The following is a 24,355-nucleotide window of genomic DNA, read 5'->3' as shown; positions in this document are numbered from 1 at the left end:
GACTTACCGCTGATCATCTTTCGACAACGCATCAAGGCTTAGCCCCTACATGCGCATGACTGTCTACATGCGCATGACGGTGCGCCGAGGCCGCACCCCGCCACATAACGCAAAAGCCCGCCAATCGGCGGGCCTGCTTGTGCTTTTCACACATCGCCGCATCACGCGGCGATGCGATCAACTGCGCAGCGAATTATTTCGCAGCAGCAGGCGCGTCGCCGGCCTTAGCCTGCAGGGCTTCGGTGGTGATGCGGATCTTCACTTCGTCGCTGACATTCGGGGCGTACTGGCCCACGCCGAAGTCGCTGCGCTTGATGGTGGTGGTGGCGTCGAAACCGGCCGCCGGCACCTTCTTCATCGGGTGCTCGCCGGCACCGTTGAGGGTGACGTCCAGCACGACCGGCTTGGTCTGACCCTTGATGGTCAGATCGCCGGTGACGGTCAGCTTGTTGGTGCCGGCCGCTTCGACCTTGGTGCTCTTGAAGGTGGCGGTCGGGAACTTGGCCGCGTCGAAGAAGTCGCCGCTCTTGAGGTGTTCGTCGAACTTGGCGGTGAAGCTGTTCAAGCCGGACAACGGCAGGGTGACCTGCACGGTGGACTTGGTCACGTCGGCCGCGTCGTACACCAGCATGCCGTCGACATTGCCGAAGTGCGCGGTCGGGTTGGAGAAGCCGAAGTGGCTCCACTGTGCCAGCACGTCGGTGTGGCTCGGGTCGAGCGTGTAGGTGCCCGACGCCACTTCCACGGCCGGGGCGGTCGAAGCAGCAGCAGCCGGTGCCGGCGCAGCAGCGGCGTCGGCCGGTGCGGTGGCAGCGGCCGGGGTTTCGGCGGCCGGAGCGGCGGCGTTGTCGGCCGGCTTGGAGCAGGCGGCGATGGCAACGGTGAGGGCGAGCGGCAGCAGTAGCTTGTGGGCGATTTTCATTGAAACTCCATGTGATGAGAGACGCGTTGGATCAACGCGGATGGGACCAAACGCAGACGGACGAGGACTGCAGGAAAGCACAACCGAACGCCGAAGCAGGCACTGCCCAGCGCGTGATCTTGATTGGTACGGCCGTGCACAGGAACCGGAGTGTACGTGGGGACACGGCACCTGCGTGCCGGTTGCGCCCGCTTGGCGGTGAGCGCAACCAGCGGGCAGCCGCGGTTAATCGATGCGTGCGGCTTCGTCGAAGCTCAGGCGTGGCGAACGCGGGAACAGCCCGGCCGGGTCGCCGTAGCCGAGATTGACCAGGAAGTTGGACTTGATCGGGGTACCGGCAAAGAACGCCGCATCCACCTTGGCGTTGTCGAAGCCGGACATCGGGCCGGCATCCAGTCCCAGCGCGCGCGCGGCAAGGATCAGGTAGGCGCCCTGCAGCGAGCCATTGCGGAACGCCGATTCGGTGCGGCCCTCGCGCGGGCCGTCGAACCAGCTCTTGGCATCGGCATGCGGGAACAGGTACGGCAGCTTTTCGTGGAAGTCTTCGTCATGCGCCACGATCACCGTCACCGGTGCGGCCAGCGTCTTGGCGGCATTGCCCTCCGACAGCGCCGGCTTGAGCTTGGCCTTGCCTTCGGCGCTGGTCACGAACACAAAGCGCGCCGGACAGCTATTGGCCGCAGTGGGGCCCCACTTCACCAGCTCATACAGCTCACGCAGCACCTCGTGGCTGACCGGCGTGTCGGCAAACGCATTTTGCGTGCGGGCGGTGCGGAACAGCTGATCCAGTGCGGTGGCGTTGAGCGAGTCGGACATGAGCACTCCAGGGGAAGGGGTGGTGCGACGGTAGGCTGCGGCGTCGGCGCCAGTGTGAAGACCCGCAGTGTAGAGTGGCGCGATTGCCGCCACACGCGTTCAATCTGAAACAAATCTATGTCGGATCTGAAACGATGGCGCTGACCTGGGCACTGAGCGACGGCCGTGCCGGCAATGCGCGCCAGGCCGAGGCGCTGGCGCGTGCAGTCCAACCCGATGCCTACCAGCCCCTGCACCTGCAGCCCACTGCGCCGTGGCGTTGGGCGGCGCCGCGGCGGCTACCCGGCGCACGGCAGGCCTTTGGCGCAGCATTTGCCCGGCAACTGCGGCAGCCCCCGGCGCTGGCCATCGGCTGCGGCAGGCAGGCGGCGCTGGCCACCCGATTGCTGCGTGCCCACGGAAGCCGCAGCGTGCAGATTCTGGATCCGCGGTTGGACCCGCGGCACTGGGACCTGCTGATCGTGCCCGAACACGATGCACTGCGCGGCAGTAACGTGCTGACACTGCTCGGCAGCCTGCACCCGGTGGACGATGCGTGGCTGGCGGCCGGGCGGGTGGCCTTCCCCGCAATCGGCCGCTTGCCGGGCCCGCGGCTGGCCCTGCTGGTGGGTGGGCCCACCGACCAGGTGCCCTGGACGCCACAGGCGCTGGCAGCGCTGTGCACGCGCTTGAGCGCCCAACTGCGCGCGCTGGGCGGCAGCCTGCTGGTGACCACCTCGCGCCGCACACCGGGCGATGCAATCGCAACGCTGCGCGCGGCCTGCGCCGGCCTGCCGCATCTGCTGTGGTGCGACGAACGCGATGGGCCCAACCCGTATGCCGGTCTGCTCGGCTGGGCCGATGCCATCGTGGCCACCGCCGATTCGGTCAACCTGCTCTCCGAAGCCTGCGCCACCCGTGTGGCGGTGGCCGCCGCGTTTGCCGAGCAGGCGAGCGGGCGCGTGGGCAGCTACCTGCATGCGTTAGGACAACGCCAGCGCCTGCACCCGGTGGATGAAGTTCTCGCCGGTGCTGTCGATATCGTTGCAGTGCGCGAAACCGAGCGCATCGCCATGCAGGTGCGCTCGCGCCTGCTGCCGTGGCCCCAGGGCCACTGAGACTAAGAACGCTTCGCATGACAGGGACAATTAACGCGCGATGGATGGGGCACACCCGGCGCCGGGCAATCGCGCTGCTGGTCCTTGCCGCATTACCGCTGGCTGCCACCGCAGCAGCACCGCCTTGCGTGCCGCGTTACCCCTCACCGCAAGCCACCGCCGCGATGTTCGACCTGGCCAGCTCCACCGCGCAGGCACTGGATGCACTGCCTGGGGCACGGGTGGCGGTGTTGGCGCGCGGTGGCCAGGATTTGAGTCGCTATGGCCTGAAACACAGCCACCTGGCGTTCGCCATGCGCGACGACGATGGCATCTGGCGCGTGCGCCACCTGCTCAATCGCTGCAAGCGCGACGCCTCGCAACTCTATGTCGAAGGCCTGAGCAATTTCGTCGGCGAAAGCGCGGTCAGCCACGCTCTGCGTATCGGCGTCCTGAAGCCCGCGCTCCAACAGCGCCTGCAGGCATTGTTGAGTGACGCCGGCGAGCTCGCGCATCGCCTGCATGAAACGCGCTACAGCATGGTCGCCTATCCCTTCTCCACCGATTACCAGAATTCCAACCAGTGGGTGCTGGAAGTGCTGGCCGCGGCGCTGGCAGCCGATGCGCAACCACCGACGGTCATCGGCGATCGCCGCGCAGCGCAGGCCTGGCTGCAAGCGGCGCGGTATCACCCCAGCATCCTGCATCTGGGTGTGAAGCAGCGCGTGGGCGCACGTTTTGTCGCCGCCAATGCCACCACCACCGATCATCCTGTCGGCGAGCGCGTTTCAGGCAACTATTCGGTGGTCACCGTCGAATCGGTGTTCGATTTCCTGCATCAACGCGACGCCCTTGCACAGGAGCTGTCGATCCCGCCCGCCACTGCCACGACTGGAGCCACGCCATGACACGCCTGCTGTCTTCCCGGGTTGCCGCTGCCCTGTTGCTTGCCGCCCTGTCACCAACCTGCGTGCAGGCCGGGGAGATGACCACCCCGGGCGAGAAGTCGCAGTTCTATTCCGCCCTGGCGATGTCTGTCCCGGTGGTCGTCGGCAGCGCTATCGTCGCTTCTCCGTTCGTTGCCTCCTCCACGGCAGTAGACGCGATGCGCAATGGCAGCGGTCAACCGCGCACAGGCACGCTGCCACCGATGCGGGTCGATGCGGTGCAGACCTTGCCCGCGGGCGAACGCGAGGTCAGGCTGCAGGATCCGCAACAGTCTGAGGCCACCGTGATGCTGCGCTGGCCCGCGCGCCAGGACGACCCGGCAGCCGGGTTTCGCGTCGGCGACATGGTGTCGTTCCAGCCCAGCCCGGCCGGCAGTGGCGGGACCGTGCATGCGCCGCAGGGCCAGGCCCTGGCGTTCCTGCCAACCAGCGACGCGGCGGTGTACAACAGCAGCCGCAGCTGGTGATTTCAACGCGCTGAGCAACAACGCTGCCTGCACGGCGATCACCTGCACGCGGGCGCGCTGCGGGGGCAAGCGTCGGCCCGCAGCGGCCACCGCCGTGGACCAAGGTGCTGTCTATTCGAGTCGCGATGCGTGCGTGTTGCCTTGCTGCGGGCGGCGGTGACCTTGCATCGCCCATCGGTCGCGCCCCCAACCCTCGAAGCGGAGCAAGAGCGCACAGCACTACCACGCACTGTGCGCTCTCCCGCTCCCTCACCGCACCGACAAGACCCGCCCGCCAGCGCAGCGACACTGCCCGTTACGGATTGCTTGGAGAACGCGGAATGCCTGCCGGCGCCGCGTCCAGCGCGCCGATCATCAGCCGCACGATCGGGGTTCCCAAGCCAGTGGTGTAGTTGTACTTGCCGGCCATCGGCACGTTGTTGCCGACGACCCCGTTATTGCCGGGGATGCCGCGGTGGTAGGCCTGCGGGCCGTTGGCGGCCAGGCGATACAGGTAATCGTTGAGATTGCCCTGCCGGCCCTGCTTTTGCACCAGCAACGCGGCCACGCTGGCGAACTCCGGCGCCGCCACGCTGGTGCCGATCAAATTGGTGATGGCACCGGCCACGTAGATGGACACCGAGCTGGTGCCCTGCTGACAGGGATGCACGGCGATTCCCGGGCAACCACCGACCAGCATGCCGACATCGGGCAATGCGCGCATCGAGGTGCGTGTGCCGCCCAGCGCGCGCAGCTGATACGCCGGACGCTGGAACAGCGTGCTGACGCCGCCACCGGCACCCCAGTAGCCGCCGCTGAGCAGCGCGCCCACGCCATACGGGTCCTCGGCCTGCAACGGGTCGGCAAACGCGCTTTCGCTGAGGTAGCTCGCATCCAGGCTGCCCTTCTTGTAGGCAGTGAGCAGGTTGCCACCACCGACCGCGGTCACATACGCATCGGCGGCAGGCCAATGCACGCTGGGGACGTACCGGCCGTTCTTGCCCTCCACCAGGTATTGCGTGTCCGGGCAATCCAGGCCGGCATTGTCGCCGCTGGAGGCCACGAAGCTGATGCCCTGCGCGTTGCCTTGCTTGAAGACCGAATCGAACACGCCAAGGATGGAGGTGGCGTCCTTGCCGTTATAGGCTGCGGTGAAAACCTGTTCGCAGAGCCCGAACGAGGAGCTGACCACGTCGGCCTCATTGTCCTGCACGATCTGTCGGTAGCCGGCCAGGATGGAATCGATGGAGAGATCGGGGATCACGTACAGCAGCACGTGCGCGCCCGGCGCGCCGCCAAGCGCCATGTCCACATCGAGCGTTGCCTCGCGCGCCGCAGCGCGATTGCCATCCTGCACTCCTGGTTTGGCACCGGCCACATAGCGGCGCGCATACAGCGTGGGATTGGCATGGTTGCCGGCATACCGGCTGAAGCGCTCGTGGTCGAACATCGCGGCGATGTCCGTGTCCAGCACGTCGCTGCCGATCAACACGGCGATCGTGCTGCCGCTACCGTCGAGCCGCTGCTGCTTCCCCGGCGCACCAATCATCGTCTGGTAGGACGGATAGCCGTAGGCCTGCTTGAGATCGTTGTACCAATAGCTGGTGGTGCCATCACCAGAGCGGTTGCCGGGGTCGGCAACCAGCATGCGCGAATCCATGTGCGCCGCCGGCAGCCCGCGGCTCAGGCCGGTGACGGTGACACCGTTGGCACGCAGCGCGGCCGGCAGTTGCAGCGGAGCGGCGGCCGCCAGGCGCACCTGCTGGCCGGCCTTCAGATCGGCGACCAACGGCGCGGCAAACAGCCGCTCCACGCTGTCTGCATTCGCGCTGACATGCAGGGTTGGCCCCTGCTGCACCACGGTCATGTGTGCGGCCTGCAGGGCGGCGCGCACCTGCGCGAGCTGTGCAGGCGCTGGACCAAAACGCCGCTGGAATTCGGCCGCCGACAGCCACTTGTGGTACTGCGGCGACAGCGGGTCCTGGATGTCGGCCAGCAGCGCATCCAGGGCCGCCTGGTCGCGTGATGGCAGATGCACGTCGAAGGACATGGGCGCTGCGCGCAAGCTGGCCGTCATGGCGTCAAGCCTGGCATCGGGGACGGTTGTGGCAGCGCTGGCGCTGCCGAAGGCGAACAGCGAAGCGGACAACACGGCAGCCAGCAGCGGCCGACAGCGGATGCGAGTAAGCATGGATCTCTCCGGGGGAAAAACAGTGAGCGAGGCGCAACGGCATCGCAGGGGCGTGCACAAGCGCTCGCGGACCAACGGCGCGCGCATGTCGACACGGAAGCAGGAGGCAGGTGCCGGCTGCGCTCGATAGCCGCGGCGGCCGCACTACGCACGCCTGGCCGCTGCCACAGACGACAGCAAGGCCAAAAGCTGCCAGTGCATCATCGCGACACTGCGCATTCGGCGGCTATCTCCATCGGCATCGGCAGGTCGCGTGGCGTGCAAGGGCCGCCATCAATCAGACGACGGGGTCAGGAGCCGGAACGATACGTGCGATGTCTACAGCTGAATTTCCAGCGGGCGAGATTGTGTCGCCACCAGCGAGGTGCGCGTGTCTGCGGCTGCAGGTGCCGCGGCATGCCAGCTCACCGCGCGTGGATGTCTCAAGCTGCACGCCGTTGCCGCGAGCACCTGCAAGCCCCCATTGCGCGCACATGCGCCCGCTCACACCACCCATGCATACGTCGAGGCCTGCCGCGCGCTTTGCGATCACCACGTGCTGCCGATGCGGGTGGGCGGGCGTCATGCGCACACGTACCCGATGACGCGCCGATGGCGTGGTGCAGGCGTGCCCCCTGTGCACATCGCGTGCCGACACTGCCGCCGAGCGTATGCGCCACCACGAACGCAGGCGCACGCACTTTTCGATTGCGGCCGCGATGTGCGCACGCGTCAGCTCGTTCGCCGCTCGCGATACAGGCACGGCCCGCCGGCAGGCGCTTGCGCAATACGGGATGCGGATCGTCGCGTGCCGACGCCATGGCCGGCGAGCGCATCGCTGCGCTGGTCCATCCCTGCCGTCGAAGCGATAATTGCGCGCCCCATCAACACCGTGCCGCCATGCGTCTTGCCTCGCCACCTGTCTTCGCCTCGCTCACCGCCCGTGCATTGACCTGGGCGGTGTTGGCGATGGGTGCGGTGGTGCTGTTGTCCAACATCCTGGTGCAATACCCGATCAACGACTGGCTGACCTGGGGCGCATTTTCGTACCCGCTGGCGTTTTTGGTCAGCAACCTGATCAACCGCCGCTTCGGGCCACGCGCCGCACGCCGTGTCGCCTGGTGCGGGTTTGCGCTGGCGGTGCTGTTGTCGTTCTGGCTGGCGACGCCACGCATCGCGGTGGCCTCGTGCAGCGCGTTCATCGCGGCGCAGTTGCTGGATATCCGCGTATTCGATCGCCTGCGCAACGGCAGCTGGTGGCGCGCGCCGATCGTGGCGACCACCTGTAGCGCCACGCTGGATACGGCAATCTTCTGGAGCATTGCGTTTGCCGGCGCGGCGCTGCCGTGGGTGAGCTGGGCTGCCGGCGATCTGGCCGTGAAACTCGGCATGGGTGTGTTTCTGCTCGGCCCCTTCCGCGCCCTGCTGTGGCGAAGTGCCCCGCGGGCGAACCGCTGACCTCGCGATAGCGAGCACATGATCGGTCCGCTTGCTGCGCAAAGGCCTCGCAGTGCAGCGCAACTTGGCGACGCTGCACACGCGTCGCTACAACGCCACCGCATCCTTACCGATGGGAAAGTCCAGGCCTTGCGCACGTGCGGTGTCGAAGACCACCCTGCGCGCCTGTTGAATTGCCGGCGTGGGCGCGATCAACCGTGGACGCCGATCCAGCGTGCAGGCCAGCCCTGCATCCACCAGCGTGGCGTGCGCGTCATGCAGCGGCGGCGCGGCAGAGGCGGGCAACCACTGCGCCAGCACCAGTGCATCGATCAATGCTGGCGTATCGCAGCACGCCAGCAAGTGCGGATGGTCCGCTGCCAGCCCCAGCACGCCGGCCTGCAGCACGAATTCCAGATCCACCAGGCCACCGGCGCCTTGCTTGAGATCCAGCCGGCCGGCATCGCTGCGATCCAGCTCGGCGCGCATGCGTGCGCGCATCTTGCGCACGTCTTCAAGCAGCTGCGCGGTGTCGCGCGCCCGCATCAACGTGTCGCGGCGCACCTGTGCGAAGGCATCGCACAGGGCAGCGTCGCCAGCAACTGCACGCGCACGCACCAGCGCCTGATGTTCCCAGGTCCAGGCGCGTTCGCGCTGGTAGTCGCGGTAGCTGGCAAGCGAGGACACCAGCGCGCCCTTGCCGCCGTCCGGGCGCAGCCGCACGTCGATGTCGTACAGGCGGCCGGCGCCGGTTTCGGCCGCCAGCAATGCCATCACTTTCTGCGCAAGCCGCGCAAACCAGCGCCCGGCGTCCAGTGGCCGCTTGCCGTCGGAGGCATCCACATCGCGCGGGTGATGGTAGAGAAACACCAGATCCAGATCCGAGCCGAATCCCAGCTCCAGCCCGCCCAGGCTGCCGTAACCGATGATGGCAAAGCTGCCGCCGGGCACCTGCCCGTGCGCTGCCACCATGTCGCTGCACGCCAGGTGCAACACGGTCTGCACCACCGCTTCGGCAAGCCAGGCCAGTTGCCGGGTGCTCTGCACCGCCTGCTGGCGTCCGTCCAGCGTGGCCAGCGCAATGCGGAAGCTCAACGCAAGCCGGCGCTCGTTGAGCTCACGCAGCGCCGCTTCGGTGTCGTCGATGTGCAGGGTGTCGGCGCAGGCCGCATGCAGTGCCGCGCGATCCGGCAGCGGGCCGCTGATGCGGGTGTCGAGCAATTCGTCCAGCAGCAACGGATAGGCCGCCAGCCGCTCGGCCAGCAGCGCACTGCGCGAAAGCACATCGACCAGGCGTGCGAGCGCGCTGGGTTGTTCGTCGAGCAAGGCCAGATAGCTGGTGCGGCGCAAGGTGGCCTGCAGCAGACCGAGCATGCGGCGCACGGCCGCATCCGGTTGGCTGGCGCGGGCGGCCGCGTGCAGCAGTGCCGGCATCACCCGATCCAGCCGTGCACGCGCGCCATCGGAGAGCGCGCGCACGCCGGAGGAGTGCGCAAAATCGGCCAGCACCTGATGCGCGCCCTCGGGATCGTGCAAGCCAATCCCCGACAACGGCGCTGCATCGGCCTGCGGCAGCGCGCGCCAGTACTCGGCAAGCGTGTCCGGTGCAGTGGCACGCACGCGCGGGGCCAGCAGCTCGGCGAACTCGGTCGCAACGCGCGTGCGCTGTGGCGTCAGCGCCTCCAGCAGTGCCGGCCAATCCGCGTACCCCAGCCCTAACGCAATACGCTCGCGATCCAGCGCGGTCTGCGGCAAGGCGTGGGTCTGCGCATCGCGCAACATCTGCAGGCGGTTTTCCAGGCGGCGTAGAAAACGATAGGCCGTGGTCAGCGCCTGGCCGTTCTCCTGATCGATCTGGCCTGCGGCGACCAGCGCCTGCAGGGCAGGCAGCAGCCGGCGTTCGCGCAGAGCCGGCTCGCGCCCACCGCGAATCAGTTGCAGCGATTGCGCCAGAAACTCGATTTCGCGAATGCCCCCAGGCCCGCGCTTGATGTCGTCCAGGCGGTCGCGTCGCGCCACTTCGGCAGTGATGGCCGCCTTCATCTCGCGCAAGCCATCCAGCGCGGTGAAGTCCAGATAACGCCGGTAGACGAACGGCCGCAATGTGTCCAGCCAGGCTTCGCCGGCGTCGATATCGCCGGCCACCGCGCGCGCCTTGAGCCAGGCGTAGCGTTCCCAATCGCGGCCTTCGCGCTGGAAATACTGGTCCATGCCGGTGAACGACAACGCCACACGGCCGGCAGTACCGAACGGACGCAGGCGCAGATCCACACGATGGCTGAACCCATCGGCGGTGGTTTCGTCCAGCAACTTGGCCAGTTGCTGACCCAACCGCGCGAAGTATTCTTCTGCGGCCAACGGGCGCGCCCCATCGGATTGGCCGCCCTGCGGATAGGCGTACACCAGGTCCACGTCCGAGGAAAAATTCAGCTCGCCACCGCCCAGCTTGCCCAGCCCGAACACCACCAGAGGTTGCACGCTGCCGTCCTCTGCAACGACCTTGCCATGGCGGGTGTCGAATTGCTGCTGCAACGCCTGCAGGCCACAGTGCAGGCAGGTTTCGGCCAGCCGGGTCGCGCCGGCCAGGGTGGCATCCACGCTGTCCAGCGCGAGCACATCGCGCCACACCAGGCGCGTGGATTCGGCGCTGCGGTAGCGCCGCAATTGCGCAGGCCACAGCTGCGGCTGCGCTGGATCCAGCTGCGGCACTGGCAGCGCTGGTGGATCGGGCTGCGCCAGGTGCTGCAGCAATGCCGGTTGCCGCGCCAGGGTATCGAGCGCGAAGTCGCTGGCGAGCGCGACCTGCGCAAGCTGCCGATCGAAATCGCCCCCCGGCCACGCCTGCTCGGCAGGCAGCGATTGACGGACGCGCGCCACCGCCCGCTCGATCAGGGCGGTGAGCGCAGGAGACACCGGGGCAGTAGGCAGCGACATGGCGGGATTCTGGCATTCCTGCGCGCAAGCGGCACGCGACTGTCGCCGCAGCGCAACGCAGGTGGGCAACAGTGCGATGACTGTGGCTGTCACGATGACTGCAATTGCCGTGTGCGATGTTGCCGTGTGCGATGAGGCATCCAGCCAATCGACGTCGTGCGATAGGCGCAGCGCGCAGCGCTTGCTTCGATGCCTCCACACAGTGGCACGGCACGCACCGGCAGCGGTGCAGAGGCGGGCGCGCAGTCCTGTCGATGGCATACACCCGGCACACACCGCGCTCGGTCGGATACCGTGTGCCACTGCAGGCACAGCAGGCAGCACCTGCGGGCGCGCACCACTGCACCGCTCGCCGCGGCATGTGCAGCCTTTCGGCGCTTTGAACATCTCGCTTACGCAGCCCTGACGAAGCGCATGCTGCACTGCGGCTTTCGCACGAGGCACCGCCATGTCGCCCACCACACTCCCCGCACAGTCGCTGCCCTCGCAGGTCCCGCTCGACACCGACGGCAACGACCCTGCACTGCCGCCCAGCCTGCCGTTCCTGCATCTGTGGACCGGCCCGGATGGCGACAGCCGCCTCAATCCCTCGCAATTGCCCGGCTTCGGCAGCAAGAGCGTGGGCGGCGGTGCGGCGCCGCAGTGGTTGCGGCCGTTCCCGGGCGAGGTACTCGGCATCCAGTTTGCGGTGCTGCCGGTGGGCTGGGTGGGCGACTGGCACGAGAGCCCGCACCCGCAATGGGTGATCCCGCTGCGCGGCCGCTGGTTTATCGAAACCGGCGACGGCACACGGGTGGAAATGGGGCCTGGCGACATCCACTTCGGCCAGGATCAGGGCACCACCGATGCGCGCGGCCACCGCTCCGGTCAGTTGGGCGACGAACCGTGCCTGCAGATGCTGGTGCAATTTGCACGATCGCCGGGGGCTGCCACTGCGCATCCGTTCGGCCACCCGGCACCGCGTTGATGGATAGCTACTGCCGCGTTCGCGCACCCGGCGCTGCCCAGCCAGCCGTTTGCCCGCCCCCCATCACACAGCACGCGGCCCTGGCTGCGCGGCTGGGTGACTCGCGCCTGCAGACTCTCTACGACCAGGCCACCTGGAGCGAGGGCCCGGCCTGGTGGGAGGCGCAGCGCACCCTGGTGTGGAGCGATGTGGTCGGCCGCCGCGTGCTTGGCTGGCGCGAGGACGGCGCGGTGGACGTGTTGCTGGACGCCACCGCCTTCACCAACGGCAACGCGGTGGACGCGCAGCAACGGCTGGTGCATTGCGAACACGGGCGCCGCGCCATCACCCGCAGCGATGGCGATGGCCGTGCGCATCTGCTGGTGGGGCGCTTCGAGGGCAAACGGCTCAATTCGCCGAACGATCTGATCGTGGCGCGCGATGGCGCGATCTGGTTCACCGACCCGCCCTTCGGCCTGCTCAAGCCCAGCCAGGGCTGCCCGGGCCCGCAGGAACTGGACCATCACAGCGTCTACCGGCTACCGCCCGACGGCGGCGCCCTGCAGCGCATGGTCAGCCTGGATCACCCCAACGGGCTGGCGTTCTCGCCCGATCAGCGCGTGCTGTACGTGTCGCAGACGCCCGAAGGCGGCCCGGGTGGGCCGGAGATCACCGCCTTCGACTGGCACGATGGCGCACTGCACAACCGGCGACGGTTCGCGGTGGTGCCGGACGGCCTGGCAGACGGCTTCTGTGTGGACCAGCAGGGTTGGCTGTGGAGCAGTTCCGGTGCCGGGGTGTGCATCTTCGACCGCGACGGGCAATGGCTCGGCCTGGTGCCGACCCCGGCAACGGCCTCCAATTGCACGTTCGATCTGCAGCAGCGGCGGCTGTTCGTTACCGGCGGCAGCGCGCTGTGGTTGCTGGAGCTGGGGCAATAAGCCACGCGGGTCTGGCGATTGCGGTGCGCGCGGGCGGCAGCCCATCGTTGTCTGGTGAGGGCTTGCCGAGTTCGCTATTTCGCGGCTCAGCGCTTGACCCGGCAACGTTCAGGCAATAAAAAAGCCCGCTTGCAGCGAACTGCCAGCGGGCTTTGCTCCCTCCCCCACGTCGGGATGCAGGATCATAGTGCGCGCCCCGAATGCGACTTGCACGCTGCACTGCAAAACAATACCAGGCAGTACAGAACTGGCGCTCTCCTTCACCCCAGCGCATGCGCTGTGGCGATCAACGCAACAGGTCCGGCTGCGCGCGATACCACTCCGGCGCACGCAGCAGATGCCATTCGGGCGTGTCGCCGCGCAGGCCCACGGCCGCGCTCAGTAAACCCCACCGTGCCAGCAGGCTGCCGCTGCGTTGATTGCCCTGCAGACGCAGACGCGCATCGACCTGAAAACGTGCGTTGTGCGCCTGCAACCGGTCGATAACGACGGTTTCGCCTCGCCAGTGCGCGCGTGCGGTCAACTGCGCCTGCCCGGCATCCACCAGCCGTAGCATCCAGCCCGGAATCGAACGGTCGCGCGTATACAACGCCATCAAAAATGCCAGGTCGCGCACCTGGATCCGCACACGCCCATCCACCCCAACCGGCTGGCGCCATTGCATGCGCGTGTTTTCCAGCACGATGCGCGCCCACCAGCCATCGCGGCGCTGTCCATCCGGGCCGGTGAAGCCGACATTGCGCAGCTGGATGCTGCTGGCATCCAGACTGAAATTTTCCGCGTGCAAATCGCCGCGTTGCAGGCGCAGATCCGCATCCACATCGCCGCGCAACGCCAGGCCGGCAAACTGCAGCCGCGCCGCACGCGCCCCGATGCGCAGACCGCCCTTGCCGATGCGCCCACCCGGCTCGATCTGCAGATCGCCGCTGAGCACGCCGTTACCGCCATCAAAGCGCAGTTGCTGCTGCGGGAGATAGCGGTTGTACGCACGCAGGTCCGGGACGCGGGCATTGGCAAACACCAGATGCGCGCGCGTGGCATCGCGCAGACTGCTCAGGTTGCGCGCATCGGCACGTGTCTGCAGATCCAGGCGCAGATCGCGGCCTTGCACGAATGGGCGCGTTGGCGCATCGCGATGAGCAATCGAGAACTGCTGCATCTGCAAGGCGAGCGCAGGCAGCAACTGCCCGTTGGCATCGGCGTCCACACGCAGGTCCGCACTGGCCTGGCCGGTGATCGCATGCCCCATCACGCCCACTTGCGCCTGCACATGCGGCACCTGCAGGCGGCTGCCGGCACCGAGCTGGCCACGATCGATCCGCAGATCGGCATCGACCAGGCCATCGCCTTCGAGCGTGAGCCAATCCACATCCGGAAACAGCGCGGGAATCCAGCTGAGCGAAGACAGCTGCCAATGCAGCCGCGCGTGCCCGGAGGTGCGCGGCAACAGGCTGCGCAGTGCCTGCAGCGGCAATTGCCTGCCCTGCACGCGCAGGTCGGCGTCCAGTGTCAGCCCGGCATCGGCCGGCTCGGGCATGCTCACCTTCAAGCGCATGTTCTGGTCGACCTGCAGCTGCGCCGTCAGCTCGCCCAGCAATGCGGCCGGTACGCGCGTGCTCTCGTGCAGCGGCGCACGCCATTGCAGCCGACTACCAGGCTGCAAGGCACCGCGTACCCAACGTAGTTCGCCATCTGCACGCCCCTTGCCGGCGCGCGTTGTGAGCGTGTGGCGGCCCTGCGCATTGCGTCTGACATCCAGTGCCGCCGTATCGCCATGCATCGCTACCAGTGCATCGGTGAGCTGCAGCACCGCCAGCCCGCGCGCCTGCTCCGACCCATTCCGCGCGATGCTGGCTTCGATGCGCAGCTGCCCATTGCGCATCACTTCGCTTCTGCCCCAATGCACACGTGCGGCTTCAAACACCGCACGCGACGGGAAGATTTCCAGCGGCCCGCCGCGCAGTTGCTTGAACAGGCCGAGCTGCACCTGGCCATTGCCTTCGATCTGCAGCTGACGCAGCGCCAGTGCCTGCACGTTGTCGGCGACGATGCGATCGAACTGCAGGGTCCACGCAGTAGCGATCGATGGGACGCCGGCGTGTGCGTCGGCAACCTCGGCGGCCGGAGCGGATTGCGGCGTGCTGGTGGGTGCACCGGATATCTGCCTGGGCGGCTGCGTGCTGGCTGAGACCTCAGCCCTGGTGGTCGGGGCAGGGAGCTTGTCTTGCGTTGGCATTGGCGTAACCGCTGCGCCAGTCACCGGGGCAGCGGCCACCTGCGTGCTGGGCGCCGGCGCTTGGACCACCGCAGCATGTGCGTTCGGCACGGCAGCCTGCATCCCGCCGCGCACGCCGGATGCATGCAACTCCGGCACCAGCAGCTGCCGATGCAGCAACGGCACCAGCCGCACCTGCCCGCTCATGCGCTGCGCGCTGACGTTCCAGCTGTTCCGCGTCGAGCGGCCTTGCAGGTGCACATTCCACAGCGCCAGGCGACCCGGCCACCAGGTGACGCCGGGGCCCCAGTGCATGCTGAATGTGTCCGGCTTGCGATTGAGCGCGGCCGGCCCGAGTGGTGTGTTGAGCACCAGATTGCCGAGCAGCAGATAGCTTGCGTACAGCGCAAGCAGCGTCAGCACAGGCCAACGCACTGCGCGCGGCAAACGCTGCCAGCGGGCGCGAACAGGCATCGTCATGACGGCAGGCTCCTGAAGACCGCGCACGCGGCGTGGCGCAGTGTGCCAAGCGGGCCGTGAGTGCGATGCGCAGCGGCTGGCTGCGCCTGGGCAGCATTGCGCTGTCCGGTGCGCCTTCGGAGTGCTGCACGCGCTGCAGCGCTTGCCCTGCAACGGCCGCCGGGCTGGCCGCAGTACGCATGGCCTGAAGCAGCTAGCGGCTTACCTGGCTTTCGACACCGCCGGCAGCAGTCCCGGCTGTGCGTCGTACCACTCGCGTGCGCCGGCCAGATGCCATTGCCGCTGCTTGCCATCCAGTTCGATGCCGGCACCGAGCACGCCCCAGCGCAGATATAAGTCGCCGCGGCGCTGGGCATCGTTCAACGCCAGCCGCGCACGTAACGACAGCCGCGCATTCTCTGCATGCAGGTCATCGACCAGCAGCTGTTGCTTGCGCCAACGCAGCCGCCCGGTGGCATCCAGTTCGCCGGAATCCAGCAAGCCCAGCACCCAGCGCGGGTAGTCTGCGCGCTGCGCGAACACCGATAACAACGGCGCAATATCGCGCATGCGAACGGCCGCATCGGCATCCACCTGGAATGGCGCGTCGGCCTGGATGGTGCCGGCACCGACCTGCAGCTCGCCCCACCAGTTGGCATCGCTACCGTCGTCGCCCACACGCATGTTGCGCAGGCGTACCCGCGTACCGCTGAGGTCGAAGAACTTGTTCTTGAAATCGGCGCGTTGCAGCCTTGCCTGCAACTGCGCATCGCCACGCATCTGCACGCCAGCCAATGCCAGATGCGCGCCCTGCCCGCGCAGATTCGCATGCCCGTTGCCGACGTCGCCAGATGCATTGAGCGCCACATCGCCGGTCAGGCTGCCGCTGCCACCGAGCAGGCGCACGTTGTTGCCGGGCAGATAGCGGTTGTAGACAGTCAGGTCGGGCACACGCGCATCGCTGAAACGCAGCTGCGCCTTGAGCGTTTCACTCAAGCGGGCCAGTTCGGCATCGCCATGCATCGCCAGCTGCAGATCGCGGCCATCCAGCAGGATCTGTTTCGGCGCGTCGCGTGGCGCAGCCTTGAAGGTGGGAATGCTGACGTCCAGATGCGCCTGCGGCGTGGCGGCATCGTCGATGCGCCCGTGCGCCCTGGCGATACCTGCCAGGCGCGTATCGAACACCTGCGCCACGGCCTCGACGCGCGGGATATCCAAGGTGCTGCCACTGGTCAGGCGGCCCTGCGCAAGACGCAGATCCGCTTCGACCAGACCGCCGCCTTCCAGCTGAAACCACGGCTTGCGCACGAACAGCTCGGCGATCCAGTTCAACGATTCGAACTTCCAGCGCCCGCGCACCTGCCCCGACAGACGCGGCAGCACCTGTGCCGGCTGCTCGAACGGAATGCTGCGCCCGGCGATACGCAGATCGGCCTGCAGTTCGCTACCGGTCTTGTCGTCGTGCGGCAGGCGTGCCTGCACGCGGATGTCGTGCGCCACATCCAGCTGCAATGCCAGCATGCCGCGATCGGTGGCACCGACACCGGCCAGTAACGGCAGCCGCCACACCGCACGGCTACCCGGCTGCAGCGTGCCACCGTCCAGGCGGATATCGGCCTCTACGCGCGCCGCCGACGGCCCGCTGCGGATGTCCACATGCGGCGCACCGGTATCGATCTTCAACGCCACCGTCGCGGCCTTCAACTGCAGCCGGGCGCGGGTGATGCCGAGCTTGCGCAAGCCCGGCGCTTCATCACGGTAATGGCGCGGAAACTGGAATTGGGTCTCCAGCTGCGCGCCGTTGAACACCTGCACCCCGTCGTAGCTGACCACCGCATCGGTAAAGCCCGCTTCGGAGGGAAACAACTCCGACGGACCGCCCTTGAGCTGCTTCAGAAAACCGACCTTGCCGTGACCCTGCCCGGCGATCAGCAGCTTGCCCAGGCGTGCGCTGCGGATGCTGGTGCTGGTGATCGCGTCAAAGCGCAGGGTCCAGCCCCGGTCGCCTCGTGGCGGCGGCGGGATGGGCTTATCCGAGGTTTCCACCTCCGCGCTCAGGCCGGTGGCATGCAGCCACGGCAGACGCACCTCGCGCCGGAACAACGGCAGCAGCGCCACGCGTGCATGTGCGCGGTCGGCGTGGAAGACATACACGGTGCGATTGGCCTGCCCGCGCATGCGCACGTTCCAGGCCATCACCTGCCCGGGAAACAGCGTCAGCGCCGGGCCGGTCTGCATGGTGAACTTGTGCGGCTGCCGGTTGGTGGCAGCATCGAACAACGGCGTGTTGAGAAAGATGTTGCCGGCCAGCAGATACAGCGCGTACAGCGCCGCCAGGACGACCACTGCAAGACGCCATGGCCGTGGCCAGCGCTGGAAGCGATCGCGAAGTGAGGGCATGGGCGCAGGCAGGAAAGAGTCCGCCGCCACTATCGCGGTTGCGCTGACGGCGAGGTGTGAACGTGGTCAGGGCCCGTTGTGGGGATTGGGGATTGGGGGTTCGCAGTTCGCGGTGGAGCTTGGAGCGGCACTGCTGGATGACAATTGCAGCAAAGTCGCGTCGTGACAGTGCGTGCATCGACGGCTTCCTGGAAACGCCGGGATCCATCACCCCGCGCCTTTAACGCTTCTCGAACTTCATTGCCGCCGCCGACATGCAGCGACATCGCAACGTCACGTGCCGAGCGGATAACGTTTCTGCCCGCTCGCTTGGTGTCGCAGGAAGGCTCTCTCCCCCTCCTTCCGATGAGCGTGCCGGGCCATCACTGGGTGGTGTCCAATCCGTCGGGCCGGCTCCCTGCGCCGGCCCGACGGATTGATTTGAGGGGTTGACGCTGCTGGCTCATTGCCAGGCTGTCGATATTTTTGTTCGTCATCGCTAACGGCACAGGTGCGCTGGATTGGACGTGCTGCAGCTGGATGCCTTGCGCATCGCGTTTCGCAGATTGAACGTGGCAAGCGTTGAGTGTGCTGCGCTCGATCTACGATGTTGGATGGCTGTCTTCCGCCGTACCCTCACCCCAACCCCTCACCCGGGGGGAGAGGGGCTTACGCATTCGACGCGTAAACATCATTGCAGGCGCGTCACGCCGCCTCGGCGATCCGTCGCGCACGACGCGCGCGCACTGCCATCGCCAGACGTTCCAGCACCTGCACCGAGCTGTCCCAACCGATGCAGCCGTCGGTGATGCTCTGCCCGTAGGTCAGCTCGCAGCCTGGCAACAGCTCCTGACGCCCACCAACCAGGTGGCTTTCCACCATCACCCCGACGATGCGCGTTTCGCCGGCTTCCAGCTGACCGGCGATATCGTCGACGACCTTGGGCTGGTTTTCCGGATTCTTGCTGCTGTTGGCGTGGCTGGCATCGATCATCAGGCGCGCCGGCAAGCCGGACGTGTTGAGCACCTGACTGGCCGCTTCCACACTGGCCGCATCGAAGTTGGGCACCTTGCCGCCACGCAGGATCACATGGCAGTCCGGGTTGCCCGCCGTCGCCGCCACCGCGGTGTGCCCGTCCTTGGTCACGGCCAGGAAATGATGCGGATGCGAGGCCGCACCCACGGCGTCCACCGCAATCTTGACGTCGCCGCCGGTGCCGTTCTTGAAGCCCACCGGGCACGACAGCCCGGAGGCCATTTCGCGATGCACCTGGCTCTCGGTGGTACGCGCGCCGATCGCGCCCCAGGCCACCAGGTCGGCGATGTATTGCGGGGAAATGATGTCGAGAAATTCCACACCGGCCGGTAAGCCCAGATTGTTGATATCGCGCAGCAGCCCGCGCGCCACGCGCAGGCCCTTGTTGATCTGGAAGCTGCCGTCCAGATCCGGATCGTTGATCAAGCCTTTCCAGCCGATGGTGGTGCGCGGCTTTTCGAAGTACACCCGCATCACGATTTCCAGCGCGTCGCCGAGCTGATCGCGCAGTGGGCGCAGGCGCTGCGCGTAGTCCATCGCAGCGACCGGGTCGTGGATCGAGCAGGGCCCGATTACCACCGCCAGGCGGTCGTCGCGCCCATGCAGGATCTCGTGCAACGCGGCGCGCGAGTTGGTCACGGTTTCGGAGGCGCGCTCATCGCACGGCAGCAGCGACAGCAGCTGCGAAGGCGGTGCAAGGGCTTCGATCTTGCGGATACGCAGGTCATCGGTCACAGGCGGCATAACAGTGTCTCGGTGGGCGGTGTTGCATCAGGGAGCCAGGCATTGCGGCAACAAAAAAGCCGCCAGTGTGCGCTGGCGGCTTTTCGGGAATGCTGCTGAAGTTTCCTTCAGGGTGAGCGCACTCCTTCCTCCGCCAGCGGCATCGGAAAACCGTAGTACCAAAAATAAAACTGGCTGCGGGGTGCGTTCATGGGATGCATTGATACCACGCACTTTTGCGCGTTGCCACTGTTTCATCGGCAACGGACGAGCGCGCCGGTCTGGCAGTTCTTGGTTTGACAGCGCCGCCGCTGCACGCGTGTTTCCCCAGCGTCGCTGCAGCCGTCCGGGTCCATACAAGTACTGCTTCCCGAACAAACTTCTAGCGCCAAGGCACCAAAAGTATCGTTTCACTTACGGCGCTTCATCTAGCCTTGATATGTAAATTTTTCTTGTAAGTCAGACAGTTGTCAGTCCTTATAACTTGATGTATCGTTTCACCAATCGTTTCAACGGCATCTGCATGCCACAGCCCGACGCAATAGAACGCCTGGTCGCCACGCTGCGCATCAATGGCCCGTTGCGCGGCGCCGAGCTTGCGGTGCGTTTGGGAGTGAGCAAGGCAACACTTTCGCGTCTGGTTGCCGCTGCAGGAACTGCGGTGCGGCGTTACGGCAGCGCACGCGCCACCAGTTACATCGCCACGGGCGAGGTGCGGGGTGCGCGCGCCTGGCCGCTCTACCGCATCGACAGCGATGCCCGCGTTGTGGCGTTGGGCCAGTTGCATGCGCTCCATCAGGACCACTTCTTCGTGGAGCTGCTGCAGGAAAACCCCGTGCTGCTGCATTCGCCACTGCATCTTGGGGTGTTCGAGTCGTTGCCCTGGTTTCTGGATGACCAACGTCCGCAGGGATTTCTCGGGCGCAACCTGGCACATCGCATCTCCGGGCCGTTGCGGCTGCCCGAAAATCTCACGCTGTGGTCGCCGAGTGACGCGCTCATCGCGCTGCTGTCCGACGGTCACGACCAGCTCGGCGACCTGCTCGTTGGCGAGCAAGCGCTGGCTCGTGCGCTGTCGTCGGTCGACCAGCCTGATGACATCGACATCCAAGCGCGCCCGGAGGCGTATCTCGCGCATGCCGATGCCGCACTGCGCGGCGAGGACGTCGGCTCGTCCGCTGCAGGCGAACAGCCAAAGTTCACTGCGGTGCTGCGCGAAATTGGCGTGTATCGCCCGGTCATCGTGAAGTTTTCCGACCGCATCGATCAGCCTGCCGGGCGCCGCTGGGCAGATCTGCTGCAGATGGAACATCTAGCCAACCAGGTGCTGCTTGCCGGTGGCATCCCTGCCGCAACGACGCAGCGACTACAGGCAGGCCAGCGCGTGTTTCTCGAATCCACACGCTTCGATCGCACACCGACGTTGGGCCGACGCGGTTTTGTCTCGTTGATGGCGATCTTTGCCGCGTTCTACGGGCAGTCGCAGGTCGGGACATGGCGCGCGCTCGCGCCGCTGCTCAAGCGCGATGGTTGGCTGAGTTCGGAAGATGCCGAGCGCCTGGAGGTGATCAGCTGGTTCGGCGCGCTCATCGGCAACACCGACATGCATCTGGGCAATGCAGCATTGATCCTTGCCGACACGCGACCGTTACGGTTGGCTCCGGTGTACGACATGTTGCCGATGGCGCTGCGGCCGGCATCCAGTGGCGAAGTCGTGCCCAGGGACATCGAGATTCCAGCGCCCACGGTCGGTCACTTCGCGCAGTGGCGACGTGCCGCAGAGATGGCCGAACAGTTCTGGCAGCGCTGCATCGACGATGACGCCTTGAGCGATCAGATGCGCGACATCGCCGTGCGCGCCTTGGCAAGCCTGCGCCGCACCGCAGCGCGTCTTGCCTGAGGGCGCGCTTTGCCTGCGCATGCCACCGCAATGCGCCGCTGCACGCCACGGCGATGAGGCCGTGGCGTGCCACACGGCAAACCTCACTCAAAACGTAAACACGTATTCCGCCGCCACTTCGCGGCCGATGGGGTTGAACAAGGTGGTGTTGTAGAAGCCGTAGCCGTAGAAGCGCTCCTTGTTTTCGTAGCCCACTTCGTTGAACAGGTTGTTGACGTAGAAATTGACCTTGGCGTGGTCGGTGATCTTGTAGCCGGTGCTCAGGTTCCAGTAGATCGCCGGGCCTACGCGGCCGAAGTAACGTTTGCTGGTTTCGCCCAGATGTACGTTGGCGGTATCGGTCACCAGGCACTCGTCGGAGGCGCTGGGTTGATAGCCGTCGTCGAAGCGCGCGCAGGTGCCCCAGTTGACGGCGCGCATCGAGCCAAGCCGGCGGAAGTACACCGTCCAGTCCCAGGCGCCGCCGTTGTCCCAATGCACGCTGCCGCGCACACGGCTGCGCACGCGTTCGTCGCGGCGGTTTTCATCGCTGTCGGTGCGGTAGATCTGCTCGCGGTAGGCGATCAGGTTGTTGTAGTCCAGCGACAGCTGGAAGTTGCCCCAGCCTGCAGTGGCAAGGCGGTATTTCAGCGCGGCATCGATGCCGGAGGTTTCCATCTGCGCCAGGTTGATCGGGCCGCGCTCGATGCTGGCCAGGGTACCGTCGGCATTGCGTGTCACCCGCGAGGTGATGGTGTCGCAATAGCCCGCGCCGCCCGGATTGTTCCAGGTACCACCGCTGATGGTGGTGCCGGTGCGGCAGCCGGCTTCGGCCGACAGGATTTCGTCGCGATCCAGGTCCTTGATCATTTCCTCCAGCTGGATGCGGTAGTAATCCACGCTCAACGACAGCCCTTGTGCGATGTCCCACACCACGCCACCGGTGAACGAGCGGCCGGTTTCCGAGCGCAGATCCGGGGTGCCGCGACGGTTCACATCCACGGTGTAGAAGATGTTGTTGTTCTCGTCGTTGCAGCCGCCGGTGAGGTAGGCGCCGGAGGAAATGCAGCGGTACTGGTCGATCACGGTCTGGTTGGTGGAACTGGGTTCGCCGAGCACGTAGTGCATGTCCGGTGCGCGGAAGCTGGTGGCCACGGTGCTGCGCACCAGCAGGCTCTCCACCGGCCGCCATTCCAGGCCCGCGCTCCAGGTGGTGTCGCTTTGCGTGCCGACATCGGTCGGAATCGCGGCAGATGAGCGGTAGTTGCCGTAGCGGTCGTAACGGCCGGCCACATTCGCGCTCAATGTGGAAAGCAACGGAATCTGAAATTCCAGCCCGGCCGAGCTGCGCAGGCGTTCGCCGCCACCGCTGTCCACCACGTCCACCGGGTAGCACTCGTTGGCGCATGGGTCCGGCGAGAGTTGATAGCCCTGCTTGGCGACCTCGGCCACGGTGGCAAAGCGGATCGGCCCGGCCCAGCCCTGCATCACATCGCCGCTCAAGCTGAAACTGGCTTGATTGACCCACGAATACGCCGAGTTGCGCGACTTGGCCACCAGGTCGTCGTACTGGTTCGACGACAGCGGCGAGTACAGCCGCGCTTCGTTGATCGCATAGATCGGCGCGCCATCGGCTGCGGTGCCGGTAGGGCTGCCAAGGAAGTACTCGGTGGCGCGCGCGGTATCGACGGTGCGGATGTATTCGTCCACGGTGTAGCGCGAGCGGCCCACGCTCAGCTCCCAATCGAAGCGGTCTGCCCAGACCCCGCGCAGGCCGGCACTGAGGTCCCAGGATTGTTCCTTGTTGTAGTTGGCCAGCCGGTCCCAGCCGCCGGCTTCGCGCCGGGTCAGCTGGCGGATCAGGTTCAATGAGCGCCCGGTGGCCGCGTCCTGGAACGGGCCCAGATACGCGTACGGCGGGTCGTAGGTCCAACGGCCGATGCTGCGGTTGGCCGAGAGCGTGGCCCAGGCTTCGGTGGCCTCGCCGAATTTCCAGGTGCCGTAGAGATAGGCCGAATAATCTTCGCTGCCGGTGACCAGGCCCCAATCGCCGTAATCGCGCGCCACGCCACAATAGTTACCGGCATTGCTGAGCGCGCCACTGTTCTGGTCGTAGCTCAGCCGCTGGGCATCGACGAACTCGCCGCCGAAGCGCGCGCAGGTGCCCGCAGGCGGCGCCAGGCGCTCGTTGGTGTTGGCATCGACCAGGCTCAGGCCGGTGAACGGGTTGAAGCCGTGCAGGCGGTTCTGGCCGGTCCAGTTGGAATAGGACATGTCGTCCGAATCGTCCATCTGCGGGCGATCACGCCCGCTCAACGGGTCGCGCCTGGTGGCCTGCAGCGCGTAGGTCAGGCTCCAGTTCTCGCCGGTGCGCCCACCTGCCCAGGAGACGTCGAAACTGTCGCGCCCCCCTTCGGTGGCGGTGCCGCCGCGCAGCCGCACCTGGTCGCCCTGATAGTCGCGCTTGAGGATCACGTTGATTACGCCGGCCACCGCGTCGGAGCCGTAAATGGCCGATGCGCCACCGGTGAGGATGTCGATGCGCTCCACCGCTGCAGAGGGAATATTGCTGTAGTTGGAGAAGTTGCTTTCGCCGCCGTACGGCAGCGGGTAATCGGCCACGCGGTGGCCATTGACCAGCAGCAGGGTGCGGCCCGGGCCGAGGTCGCGCAGATTGATCGGTGAGGCGTTGGGCGTGTGCGAGCCCCACCGCGTATCGGCTTCCACCGAGCCTTGCTGATTCATGCTGTTGAGCACGTCGTAGACGGTGGCAAACCCTTCCTGCTGGATCTGCTGCGCAGAGATGGTGACCACCGGCTGGGCGCCTTCGACCTGCGCGCGCTTGATGCGCGAACCGGTGACGCTGACTGCATCCAGGGTGGAGGTGGCGCGCGGTGTATCCGGCTCGGTTTGCTGGGCCATGAGCGGTGGCGCGACGGCGGCCGTCAGCGCTAAGGACACGGAAATCGACAAGGCAAGACGATGACTGCGGCAGTTCATAAGATCCCCGGGAGAAGCCGGACGTGGCCG

General features: G+C 66.6%; 15 protein-coding genes and 2 pseudogenes. 7 read left to right on the top strand and 10 right to left on the bottom strand.

All coding sequences use genetic code 11. The annotated features are described in order from the left end of the window. Positions 1–193: 193 nt before the first annotated feature. Together A7D16_RS03680 and A7D16_RS03675 are read right to left on the bottom strand one after the other, a co-directional pair. Positions 194–922 (bottom strand): YceI family protein, encoded by a 729-nt coding sequence (locus A7D16_RS03680; protein ID WP_082925715.1) that lies wholly within the window; start codon positions 920–922, stop codon positions 194–196. A gap of 225 nt (positions 923–1,147) precedes the next feature. Further along, complete coding sequence (locus tag A7D16_RS03675) at positions 1,148–1,738, bottom strand: malonic semialdehyde reductase (RefSeq protein WP_064629938.1); 591 nt, start codon at positions 1,736–1,738, stop codon at positions 1,148–1,150. A 134-nt stretch (positions 1,739–1,872) separates the two neighbouring features. Here A7D16_RS03675 and A7D16_RS03670 point away from each other — a divergent pair, with 134 nt between their 5' ends. Genes A7D16_RS03670 through A7D16_RS03660 form a run of 3 tightly spaced genes read left to right on the top strand, consistent with a single transcriptional unit; the run spans position 1,873 to position 4,228 of the window. Continuing rightward, complete coding sequence (locus tag A7D16_RS03670) at positions 1,873–2,835, top strand: mitochondrial fission ELM1 family protein (protein ID WP_064629936.1); 963 nt, start codon at positions 1,873–1,875, stop codon at positions 2,833–2,835. Between the two features lie 17 nt (positions 2,836–2,852). Next, on the top strand, positions 2,853–3,722 hold the full coding sequence (locus A7D16_RS03665) for a DUF2145 domain-containing protein (protein WP_064629934.1): 870 nt from the start codon (positions 2,853–2,855) through the stop codon (positions 3,720–3,722). After that, positions 3,719–4,228: a hypothetical protein gene (locus A7D16_RS03660; RefSeq protein WP_064629932.1), complete on the top strand. Its 510-nt coding sequence runs from the start codon at positions 3,719–3,721 to the stop codon at positions 4,226–4,228. The genes A7D16_RS03665 and A7D16_RS03660 overlap by 4 nt, the downstream gene beginning before the upstream one ends. Positions 4,229–4,523: 295 nt before the next feature. On the opposite strand, the gene A7D16_RS03655 is transcribed toward A7D16_RS03660, so the two are convergent. Next, positions 4,524–6,398 (bottom strand): S53 family peptidase, encoded by a 1,875-nt coding sequence (locus tag A7D16_RS03655; protein WP_064629929.1) that lies wholly within the window; start codon positions 6,396–6,398, stop codon positions 4,524–4,526. 879 nt (positions 6,399–7,277) lie between these two features. Here A7D16_RS03655 and A7D16_RS03650 point away from each other — a divergent pair. Then, a complete protein-coding gene (locus tag A7D16_RS03650) occupies positions 7,278–7,835 on the top strand; it encodes a VUT family protein (RefSeq protein WP_064629927.1) in 558 nt (185 codons plus the stop codon). An 87-nt stretch (positions 7,836–7,922) separates the two neighbouring features. On the opposite strand, the gene glnE is transcribed toward A7D16_RS03650, so the two are convergent. Further along, complete coding sequence (gene glnE / locus A7D16_RS03645; protein WP_064629926.1) at positions 7,923–10,748, bottom strand: bifunctional [glutamate--ammonia ligase]-adenylyl-L-tyrosine phosphorylase/[glutamate--ammonia-ligase] adenylyltransferase; 2,826 nt, start codon at positions 10,746–10,748, stop codon at positions 7,923–7,925. Positions 10,749–11,196: 448 nt separating this feature from the next. Between glnE and A7D16_RS03640 the strand changes: the two genes are divergently transcribed. Then, positions 11,197–11,715 (top strand): cupin domain-containing protein, encoded by a 519-nt coding sequence (locus tag A7D16_RS03640; RefSeq protein WP_064629924.1) that lies wholly within the window; start codon positions 11,197–11,199, stop codon positions 11,713–11,715. Continuing rightward, a complete protein-coding gene (locus tag A7D16_RS03635; protein ID WP_064629922.1) occupies positions 11,715–12,635 on the top strand; it encodes an SMP-30/gluconolactonase/LRE family protein in 921 nt (306 codons plus the stop codon). Before A7D16_RS03640 ends, A7D16_RS03635 begins: the two co-directional genes overlap by 1 nt. A 286-nt stretch (positions 12,636–12,921) precedes the next feature. Here the strand turns inward: A7D16_RS03635 and A7D16_RS03630 are convergent. From A7D16_RS03630 to A7D16_RS22880, 5 genes and pseudogenes are all read right to left on the bottom strand, one after another. After that, a pseudogene (locus tag A7D16_RS03630) lies at positions 12,922–14,754 on the bottom strand (hypothetical protein); the annotation flags it as partial. Between the two features lie 200 nt (positions 14,755–14,954). Then, a pseudogene (locus tag A7D16_RS24385) lies at positions 14,955–15,330 on the bottom strand (hypothetical protein); the annotation flags it as partial. Between the two features lie 201 nt (positions 15,331–15,531). After that, the gene (locus A7D16_RS03625) at positions 15,532–17,709 is read right to left on the bottom strand and encodes a translocation/assembly module TamB domain-containing protein (RefSeq protein ID WP_064629918.1); all 2,178 of its coding nucleotides are present in this window, start codon (positions 17,707–17,709) and stop codon (positions 15,532–15,534) included. A 684-nt stretch (positions 17,710–18,393) separates the two neighbouring features. Continuing rightward, on the bottom strand, positions 18,394–19,467 hold the full coding sequence (locus A7D16_RS03620) for a 3-deoxy-7-phosphoheptulonate synthase (protein WP_064629916.1): 1,074 nt from the start codon (positions 19,465–19,467) through the stop codon (positions 18,394–18,396). 27 nt (positions 19,468–19,494) lie between these two features. Then, entirely contained in the window at positions 19,495–19,704 is a 210-nt protein-coding gene (locus A7D16_RS22880) for a hypothetical protein (protein WP_147308500.1), read from the bottom strand. A gap of 229 nt (positions 19,705–19,933) precedes the next feature. Here A7D16_RS22880 and yjjJ point away from each other — a divergent pair, with 229 nt between their 5' ends. Continuing rightward, positions 19,934–21,346, top strand: coding sequence for a type II toxin-antitoxin system HipA family toxin YjjJ (gene yjjJ / locus A7D16_RS03615; protein WP_064629914.1), 1,413 nt, complete (start codon positions 19,934–19,936; stop codon positions 21,344–21,346). A gap of 87 nt (positions 21,347–21,433) precedes the next feature. On the opposite strand, the gene A7D16_RS03610 is transcribed toward yjjJ, so the two are convergent. Continuing rightward, positions 21,434–24,247 (bottom strand): TonB-dependent receptor plug domain-containing protein, encoded by a 2,814-nt coding sequence (locus A7D16_RS03610; RefSeq protein WP_064629911.1) that lies wholly within the window; start codon positions 24,245–24,247, stop codon positions 21,434–21,436. Between the last annotated feature and the right edge of the window lie 108 nt (positions 24,248–24,355).

The sequence above is a fragment of the Xanthomonas nasturtii genome (assembly GCF_001660815.1).
Taxonomy (GTDB): domain Bacteria; phylum Pseudomonadota; class Gammaproteobacteria; order Xanthomonadales; family Xanthomonadaceae; genus Xanthomonas; species Xanthomonas nasturtii.
The sequence above is the reverse complement of the archived record's forward strand: the minus strand, read 5'-3'. Positions and strand labels throughout refer to the sequence as shown.

Coding starts and splice junctions, on each gene's coding strand:
- A7D16_RS03610 (WP_064629911.1), bottom strand. CDS start 24,247: ATGGCCCAGCAAACCGAGCCGGATACACCGCGCGCCACCTCCACCCTG.
- A7D16_RS03680 (WP_082925715.1), bottom strand. CDS start 922: ATGAAAATCGCCCACAAGCTACTGCTGCCGCTCGCCCTCACCGTTGCC.
- A7D16_RS03655 (WP_064629929.1), bottom strand. CDS start 6,398: ATGCTTACTCGCATCCGCTGTCGGCCGCTGCTGGCTGCCGTGTTGTCC.
- A7D16_RS03670 (WP_064629936.1), top strand. CDS start 1,873: ATGGCGCTGACCTGGGCACTGAGCGACGGCCGTGCCGGCAATGCGCGC.
- A7D16_RS22880 (WP_147308500.1), bottom strand. CDS start 19,704: ATGAAACAGTGGCAACGCGCAAAAGTGCGTGGTATCAATGCATCCCAT.
- A7D16_RS03625 (WP_064629918.1), bottom strand. CDS start 17,709: ATGCCCTCACTTCGCGATCGCTTCCAGCGCTGGCCACGGCCATGGCGT.
- A7D16_RS03620 (WP_064629916.1), bottom strand. CDS start 19,467: ATGCCGCCTGTGACCGATGACCTGCGTATCCGCAAGATCGAAGCCCTT.
- A7D16_RS03650 (WP_064629927.1), top strand. CDS start 7,278: ATGCGTCTTGCCTCGCCACCTGTCTTCGCCTCGCTCACCGCCCGTGCA.
- A7D16_RS03665 (WP_064629934.1), top strand. CDS start 2,853: ATGACAGGGACAATTAACGCGCGATGGATGGGGCACACCCGGCGCCGG.
- A7D16_RS03635 (WP_064629922.1), top strand. CDS start 11,715: ATGGATAGCTACTGCCGCGTTCGCGCACCCGGCGCTGCCCAGCCAGCC.
- glnE (WP_064629926.1), bottom strand. CDS start 10,748: ATGTCGCTGCCTACTGCCCCGGTGTCTCCTGCGCTCACCGCCCTGATC.
- A7D16_RS03640 (WP_064629924.1), top strand. CDS start 11,197: ATGTCGCCCACCACACTCCCCGCACAGTCGCTGCCCTCGCAGGTCCCG.
- yjjJ (WP_064629914.1), top strand. CDS start 19,934: ATGTATCGTTTCACCAATCGTTTCAACGGCATCTGCATGCCACAGCCC.
- A7D16_RS03675 (WP_064629938.1), bottom strand. CDS start 1,738: ATGTCCGACTCGCTCAACGCCACCGCACTGGATCAGCTGTTCCGCACC.
- A7D16_RS03660 (WP_064629932.1), top strand. CDS start 3,719: ATGACACGCCTGCTGTCTTCCCGGGTTGCCGCTGCCCTGTTGCTTGCC.